Annotated in this window: 7 protein-coding genes; 5 read left to right on the top strand and 2 right to left on the bottom strand. The window is 74.1% G+C overall.

All coding sequences use genetic code 11. The features are described from left to right. Window positions 1–6: 6 nt before the first annotated feature. Together ACFRQN_RS38935 and ACFRQN_RS38930 are read right to left on the bottom strand one after the other, a co-directional pair. On the bottom strand, window positions 7–648 hold the full coding sequence (locus ACFRQN_RS38935; RefSeq protein WP_380745341.1) for a hypothetical protein: 642 nt from the start codon (window positions 646–648) through the stop codon (window positions 7–9). A gap of 5 nt (window positions 649–653) precedes the next feature. After that, on the bottom strand, window positions 654–947 hold the full coding sequence (locus ACFRQN_RS38930; RefSeq protein WP_049659718.1) for a MoaD/ThiS family protein: 294 nt from the start codon (window positions 945–947) through the stop codon (window positions 654–656). 741 nt (window positions 948–1,688) lie between these two features. Here ACFRQN_RS38930 and ACFRQN_RS38925 point away from each other — a divergent pair. From ACFRQN_RS38925 to ACFRQN_RS38905, 5 genes are all read left to right on the top strand, one after another. Beyond that, window positions 1,689–2,420: a response regulator transcription factor gene (locus ACFRQN_RS38925; RefSeq protein ID WP_074006427.1), complete on the top strand. Its 732-nt coding sequence runs from the start codon at window positions 1,689–1,691 to the stop codon at window positions 2,418–2,420. A gap of 125 nt (window positions 2,421–2,545) precedes the next feature. Then, entirely contained in the window at window positions 2,546–3,604 is a 1,059-nt protein-coding gene (locus tag ACFRQN_RS38920) for a LacI family DNA-binding transcriptional regulator (protein ID WP_049659714.1), read from the top strand. Window positions 3,605–3,757: 153 nt separating this feature from the next. Then, entirely contained in the window at window positions 3,758–5,014 is a 1,257-nt protein-coding gene (locus ACFRQN_RS38915) for a S1C family serine protease (RefSeq protein WP_079272946.1), read from the top strand. 68 nt (window positions 5,015–5,082) lie between these two features. Then, window positions 5,083–5,853 (top strand): response regulator transcription factor, encoded by a 771-nt coding sequence (locus tag ACFRQN_RS38910; protein WP_074006426.1) that lies wholly within the window; start codon window positions 5,083–5,085, stop codon window positions 5,851–5,853. Then, window positions 5,850–7,349 carry an ATP-binding protein gene (locus tag ACFRQN_RS38905; protein ID WP_380745338.1) on the top strand — a complete coding sequence of 500 codons (1,500 nt, stop codon included), beginning with the start codon at window positions 5,850–5,852 and terminating at the stop codon, window positions 7,347–7,349. The genes ACFRQN_RS38910 and ACFRQN_RS38905 overlap by 4 nt, the downstream gene beginning before the upstream one ends. Window positions 7,350–7,374: the final 25 nt, after the last annotated feature.

Genomic DNA, 7,374 nt, shown 5'->3' with positions numbered 1-7,374 from the left:
CACACCTTATGTTGATGTTTCCCGGGGCATGGGTTTTTTTAATACTACCCGGGGCGCGGGGGCCCCGGGCGGGCCCCGGGCCCCCGGCGGCCGGGGGAGCTGCAGCTGGATCGTCGGATCCGGCTGGGGCTGCACCGGCTGCTCCGGCGGCCGCCGCCGCTGCCGCGGCTGCGGAGCCTGCTGCGGCTGCGGGACCTGCTGGGCCTGCGGGACCTGCTGGGCCTGCTGGGCCTGGGGCGGCTGGTACGGCTGGTGGGCCTGCTGCGGCTGGTGACCCTGCGGCTGATGCGGCTGGTGACCCTGCGGCCGGGGCGCGCCCGACAGCGGACCGGACACCACCACCGGCGGCAGCAGCGCCGTCGCCTCGGCGTCGCTCACCGCCGGCACCGGCGGCAGCAGGGTGGTCGCGGCCGCGTCGTCGAACGCGGGCACCGCCGGCAGCACCGCGGTCGCCGCCGCGTCGTCCACCGGGTAGCCGTACGGCGACTGGTGGCCGGGCTGCTGCGGCGGGACGTACGGCTGCTGTTGCTGCTGCGGGTACGGCTGCTGCGGCTGGTGGGCCTGCGGCGGGTACGGCTGGTGGGGCTGCTGCGGCCACTCGCCGTGGCCGCCGTGGTTCGGGTGGTTCGGGTTGTTCATGTCCGTCACGCCGCTCAGCCTCCCGCGAACGGCGGGAGGACCTCGACCGTCCCGCCCTCGGTCAGGGCGACGGTCGCGTGGTCGCGGCCGCCCACCTGGGCCCCGTCGACCAGGTACGAGCAGTGCCCGAGCAGCTGGACGAGCTTCGGCCGGTCGGCGTGCCGCGCCCTGGCCGCCGCCAGCGCCTCCGCCAGGGTCGCCGCCTCGTACGGCTCCTCGGCCAGCCCGGCCTCGGACTTCGCCGCCGCCCAGTAGCGGATCGTCCCGCGCACCCGGGCGCCGCTCGCGGGCTCGGTGGTCGCGCCCATCGGGCCACCCCTTCTCGTCGTCCTCGCCCGGCTCCGGTACCCCGGTCCGGCTCGCCACCGCGACGGCCGCCCGACCACCCGAACGATGGACCCGAACAGCGCCTCCGATGTGCGCCCCCCATGATGGCGTGTCGGCCACCACGAGCGGCAATCGCCCTGGCCGGACCGGCACGGAGTACGCACCGGCCTCGCACCGGACCGCCACCCGGAGGCGCCGGACCAGCGCCGGACCGGCGCTCGAAGCTGTGTCCAGCCTCACCCGGCGCACGCCCGAATTGGGCGAACCGCCGGATTCCGGCACTCCCGGCGGAGGGGGCGGTCGGCTATCCTCGACCACCAAGAGGGATCCGGGCAGAGTCGCCCCCGGGTCCTTTTGTGCTTCCAGGACGCCGGTACGGACGTTCTTGCGATTCGTCGGCCCACCCCCGGCGCGCAGCAGGGACCTCCCGGCCGGCGCGGCACAACGACGTGCCCCGGCCGGCCGGGGCATCGCCACCCGGCACCGGGCCGCCACCCGGCGCCGGACCAGACCGGAGGGTTCGCGGTGAGGAACAGGGCAGAAACGATGCGCCCGGGGTTGCGGGACCCCCGGCGGACCCGCCGTCGCGCCCCGCACGCCGTCCGCTCCCCCGGTCCGCCGCGACCGGCCGTCGTCCTCCCCTCCCCCTCAGCACGTGCGCCATCCGGCTGTGGCGGCAGCCGTCACGCGACCGCGACGACCCGGAAAGGGGACCACCGGGTATGAGTTCTCTCCTCCTCCTCACCAATGCGCTGCAACCGTCCGCCGAAGTGCTGCCCGCCCTCGGACTGCTGCTGCACAACGTCCGGGTGGCCCCCGCCGAGGGCTCGGCCCTGGTGGACACGCCCAGCGCGGACGTCATCCTGGTCGACGGCCGGCGTGACCTGCCGCAGATCCGCAGCCTCTGCCAGCTGCTGCGGTCCACCGGCATCGGCTGCCCGCTGATCCTGGTGGTCACCGAGGGCGGCCTGGCCGCCGTCACCGCCGAGTGGGGCATCGACGACGTCCTGCTGGACACCGCGGGCCCGGCCGAGGTCGAGGCCCGGCTGCGGCTCGCGCTCGGCCGCCTCCAGGTCGTCACCGACGACAGCCCGATGGAGATCCGCAACGGCGACCTCTCGGTCGACGAGGCGACCTACTCCGCCAAGCTCAAGGGCCGGGCGCTCGACCTCACCTTCAAGGAGTTCGAGCTGATCAAGTACCTCGCGCAGCACCCCGGCCGGGTCTTCACCCGGGCGCAGCTGCTGCAGGAGGTCTGGGGCTACGACTACTTCGGCGGCACCCGGACGGTGGACGTGCACGTCCGGCGGCTGCGCGCCAAGCTCGGCGTGGAGCACGAGCAGCTGATCGGCACGGTGCGCAACGTCGGCTACCGCTTCGTCGTCCCGGAGAAGCCCGAGAAGGGCGAGCGGCCGGAGCTCGCCCAGCGCCCCGCCACCCCCCTGGACGCCTGAGGACCGGCCGGGCGGGCCGTCCCCCGCCCGGCTTGTCCGGTTCCTCCCGGAGCCGCCCGCCGGCCTGCCGAACAAGGCCCCAGCTCCCCCTGCCGCCCCGGAGGCCACACGCGTAGACTCCCCCCGTGGCCAAAGTGACGCGCGACGATGTAGCCCGGCTGGCTGGTACCTCGACCGCGGTCGTCAGCTACGTCATCAACAACGGTCCGCGCCCGGTCGCACCCGCGACCCGGGAGAAGGTCCTCGCGGCGATCGACCAGCTCGGCTACCGGCCGAACAGCGTCGCCCAGGCGATGGCCTCCCGGCGCACCAACCTGATCGGCATGGTCGTCCCGGACGCCCGCCAGCCCTTCTTCGCCGAGATGGCGCACGCCGTGGAACGGGCCGCCTCCGAGCGCGGCAAGCTCGTGCTGATCGGCAACTCCGACTACGTGGACGACCGCGAGGTGCACTACGTCCGCGCCTTCCTCGGGATGCGCGTCTCCGGCCTGATCCTGGTCAGCCAGGGCCCCTCGCAGCGCGCCGCCGAGGAGTTCGCCGCGATGGAGGGCGCCAAGGTCGTGCTGCTGCACCGCCGGCCCGAGGCCATCGACGACGTCGCGGTGGTCACCGACGACGTGGCGGGCGCCGAGGCGATCGTGCGCCACCTGCTGGAGGTGCACGGGCACCCGTACGTGGCCTGCTTCGGCGGCCCGGTCGAGTCCCCCGCCCCCGGCGACCCGGTCATCGACCACGTCGAGGGCTGGCAGCGCGCCATGGACGCGCACGGCGTCCCCACCGAGCCGCACCTGATCGACGCGCCCTTCCACCGCTACGGCGCCTACGACGTCGCGCTCGGCGTGCTCCGCTCGCCGGACCGGCCGCGGGCGATCTTCTGCTCCACCGACGACCAGGCGATCGGCGTGCTGCGGGCCGCCCGCGAGGTCGGCCTGCGGGTCCCGGAGGACCTCGCGGTGGCCGGCTTCGACGACGTGCCGGAGGCCGCGCTCGCCGACCCGCCGCTGACCACCGTCGCCTCCGACCGCGACGCGATGGCCCGGGCCGCCGTGGACCTGGTGCTGGACGACTCGCTGATGGTGCCCGGCTCGGACACCGAGCGGGTCCGCACCTTCCCGTCCCGGCTGGTCATCCGCCGTTCCTGCGGCTGCGGCGGCGACGCCCCCGGCCGGTCCGTAGCGGAGTAGCCGGCCCGGACCGGAGCGGCGGGCCCGTACCGGAGCGGCCGGTTCCGCTCGGCAGGCGGGCTGACCAGGCTTTATGAGAACCCAACGGGCTTCTCTCCCCGTTCTGAGCCGGTTCTCATCCACTCCTCATGCACCGGGCCGAGCTTGGTCGACATGAGCGAGAAGCAGCAGCACCCCAGCGAGCAGTACGGCCCGTACGAGCCCCACGAGCAGTACGACCCCTACCAGGCCCACGGCCGGTACGGGCAGCACGGCCAGTACCAGGCCCCCGGGCAGTACGAGGCCCAGGAGCCCCGGGTGATCGAGGGCACCGTGCTCGGCAGCGGCCCGGCCGCCGGCGGCTCCGGCACCACCGGCGCGGACGGGTACGGGCCCGGGTACAGCTACCGCGAGGACCACTCCGACGGCGGCTTCGACGCCCCGCCGCCGCCCCCGCCGATCCCGCCCGAGCCGCCCACGATCCTCGGGCCGGGCTCCCCCGAGGGCCCCGGCCACCACGGCGGCCGGGCCCGGCGCGGACTGCTGCGCGGCCGGCTCGCCCTGGTCACCGCCGTCGCCGCGGTCGCGGCCGTCCTCGGCGGGGTCACCGGCGGCCTGGTCGCCGCCGACCACCAGGGCTCCGAGAACCGCGTCGGCACCATCGCCAGCCCGGTCTCCGCCCGCTCCGACGGCACCGCCGACGTGGCCGCCGTCGCCGCCGCCGTCTCGCCCAGCACCGTCGAGATCACCGTCAAGACCGGCAACGGCACCGCCACCGGCACCGGCGTCGTCCTGAACACCGACGGACAGATCCTCACCAACTACCACGTGATCGACACCGCGTCCGCCGGCGGCCGGATCACCGTCACCTTCAAGGACGGCTCCACCGCCCAGGCCACCGTCACCGGCACCGACAAGGCCCTCGACGTCGCCGTGATCACCGCCACCGGCGCGAAGAACCTCACCCCCGCCGTCCTCGGCGACTCCTCCACCGTGGCCATCGGCGACCCGGTCGTCGCCATCGGCAACCCCGACGGCCTCACCGGCACCGTCACCTCCGGCATCATCAGCGCCGAGAACCGCGACGTCACCGTCCAGCTCGACGAGGGCAGCACCAGCAACAACGGCGGCTTCGGCCTCCCCTACCTGCCCGGCGTGCCCGGCCTGCGCGGCACCGCCCCGCAGTCCGACAGCGGCAGCACCACCACCTACAAGGCCTTCCAGACCGACGCCGCGCTCAACCCCGGCAACTCCGGCGGCCCGCTCATCAACGCCAACGGCCAGGTCATCGCCATCAACTCGGCGATGTACGCGCCCGGCGGATCCGGCTCCTCCGGCGGCTCGGCCGGCAGCGTCGGCCTCGGCTTCGCCATCCCGATCAACGACATCAAGCAGGTCCTGCCGAAGCTCGAAGCCGGCCAGAACCTGTGAGCACCGCTCCCTGAGACGGACAATTGCTCCCAGCAGGCCCTCCACCCGACGAGAAAGGGCACCCGCCCATGACCCCGTCCGCCGACGACCGCACCACCGCCGAGGCCGGCCACCCCTTCGCCCGGCTCCTCGTGGTCGACGACGAACCCGCCCTCCGGGACGCCCTGGAGAGCAGCCTCGCCTTCGAGGGGTACGAGGTCGCCACCGCCACCGACGGCTACGAAGCCCTGGAATCCGTCGAACGCGACCGGCCCGACCTCGTCCTGCTGGACATCATGATGCCCCGGATGGACGGCCTCACCGCCGTCCGCCGGATGCGCTCCCGCGGCGACACCGTCCCGGTGCTGATGCTGACCGCCCGCGACGCCGTCGGCGACCGCGTCACCGGTCTCGACGTCGGCGCCGACGACTACCTCGCCAAGCCCTTCGAGCTCGACGAACTGCTCGCCCGCGTCCGCGCCCTGCTGCGCCGCAACGCCCTCGCCGCCGAGGCCGCCGCCCGCGCCGCCGTCGAGGACGAGAGCGAGGTGCTCGCCTTCGCCGACCTGCGGATGAACACCGCCACCCGCGAGGTCACCCGGGCCGGCAAGCCGATCGAGCTCACCCGCACCGAGTTCATGCTGCTGGAGATGTTCCTCGCCCACCCCCGCCAGGTCCTCACCCGCGAACAGATCCTCAAGGCGGTCTGGGGCTTCGACTTCGAGCCCTCCTCCAACTCCCTCGACGTGTACGTGATGTACCTGCGCCGCAAGACCGAGCAGGGCGGCATGCCCCGCCTGATCCAGACCGTACGCGGCGTCGGCTACGCCCTGCGCCCGGCCGCCGGCACGAGCGCGTGAACCACGTCCCGCCCCCACCGCTGGCACCCCCGCTGGCACCGCCCCGCACGCCCCGCCGCCGACAGCGCCTCCTCCACTGGTTCCGCTCCCGCTCGCTGCGCAGCCGCCTCACCTTCCTGAGCGCGGCGGCGGTGGCGGTGGCGATCGCGCTGTCGGCGCTGGCGTGCTGGTTCATCGTGGAGAAGCAGCTCTACGACCAGGTGCGGACCGACCTGGCCAACGCGACGCTGCCGCCGGGGCCCCGAGTGCCCCTGCTCTGCTACCCGACCGCGGAACAGGCCCTGGCGAACCAGCCGACGGGCCTCACCTCGGAGAACGGCAGCGCGGTGGCCCGGGACACCCAGTTCGTGAAGGCCAACCCGACGGGCGTCTGCCTGCCCCCGAACGCGACCAAGGCGATCGTGGTCCAGCCCGGTGACGCAGCCGGGTTCAAGCTCAAGAACGGCCAGTCGATCATCCGCGACGGCCGTTTCACCGACGGGACCCCGGCGGTCGTCCGGATCTCGCTGGCCCACTCCGCGTCGGGGCCGGCCCTGCTGATGGTGGCCACCTCCACCCAGCCCGTCGAGGACTCCCTCCAGGGCCTCGCCATCCTGCTCGGCTCCGTCTCCGCCGGCGGCATCCTGCTCGCCGCCATCGCCGGCCGGCTGGTCGCCCGTTCCTCCCTCAAGCCCGTCGACCAGCTCACCGACGCCGTCGAGCACATCGCCCGGACCGAGGAGGTGGGCACCACCATCCCCGTCAACGGACACGACGAGATCGCCCGCCTCTCCACGTCCTTCAACTCGATGAGCACCGCCCTCGCCAACTCCCGCGAGCGGCAGACCCGGCTGATAGCCGACGCCGGGCACGAGCTCCGCACCCCGCTGACCTCCCTGCGCACCAACGTCGACCTGCTGATCCGCAGCAACGACACCGGCCGCCCGCTGCCCGCCGCCACCAAGACCAAGCTGCTCGGCAACATGAAGGCGCAGATGCAGGAGCTCACCGTGCTGATCGGCGACCTGCTCCAGCTCTCCCGCCCGGACACCCCGAAGAGCGGCCCGGCCCCCACCGTGGTCGCCCTGCACGAGCTCGCCGGACGGGCCGTCGAACGGGCCAAGCTGCGCGGCCCGGGGCTGGTCTTCGAGACCGACACCGAGCCCTGGTACGTGCACGGCGACGCGGCCGGGCTGGAACGGGCGGTGATCAACCTGCTGGACAACGCGGTCAAGTACAGCCCGCCCGGCGGCACCATCGACGTCCGGCTGCACCGGGGCGTGCTGACCGTCCGCGACCACGGCCCCGGCATCCCGCCGGACGAGCTCCAGTACGTCTTCGACCGGTTCTGGCGCTCGCCCTCCTCGCGCCAGCTGCCCGGCTCCGGCCTCGGGCTGTCGATCGTCGCGCAGAGCGTCCGGGAGGCGGGTGGCGAGGTCACCCTCGGCCCGGCCGCGGACGGCGGTCCGGGCGCGCTGGCCACCGTCCGCCTGCCCGGCGGCCCCGCCCCGGAATGACGGAATGACGGAATGACGAAAGGGG

The organism is Kitasatospora sp. NPDC056800 (genome assembly GCF_042789775.1).
GTDB lineage: Bacteria > Actinomycetota > Actinomycetes > Streptomycetales > Streptomycetaceae > Kitasatospora.
Note: the sequence above shows the minus strand (reverse complement) of the source record. Positions and strands in the feature narration are given on the sequence as shown.

What these genes read in the sequence shown, in the direction of transcription:
- ACFRQN_RS38930 (WP_049659718.1), bottom strand. Translation starts at nt 947, where the DNA reads ATGGGCGCGACCACCGAGCCCGCGAGCGGCGCCCGGGTGCGCGGGACG.
- ACFRQN_RS38925 (WP_074006427.1), top strand. Translation starts at nt 1,689, where the DNA reads ATGAGTTCTCTCCTCCTCCTCACCAATGCGCTGCAACCGTCCGCCGAA.
- ACFRQN_RS38915 (WP_079272946.1), top strand. Translation starts at nt 3,758, where the DNA reads ATGAGCGAGAAGCAGCAGCACCCCAGCGAGCAGTACGGCCCGTACGAG.
- ACFRQN_RS38910 (WP_074006426.1), top strand. Translation starts at nt 5,083, where the DNA reads ATGACCCCGTCCGCCGACGACCGCACCACCGCCGAGGCCGGCCACCCC.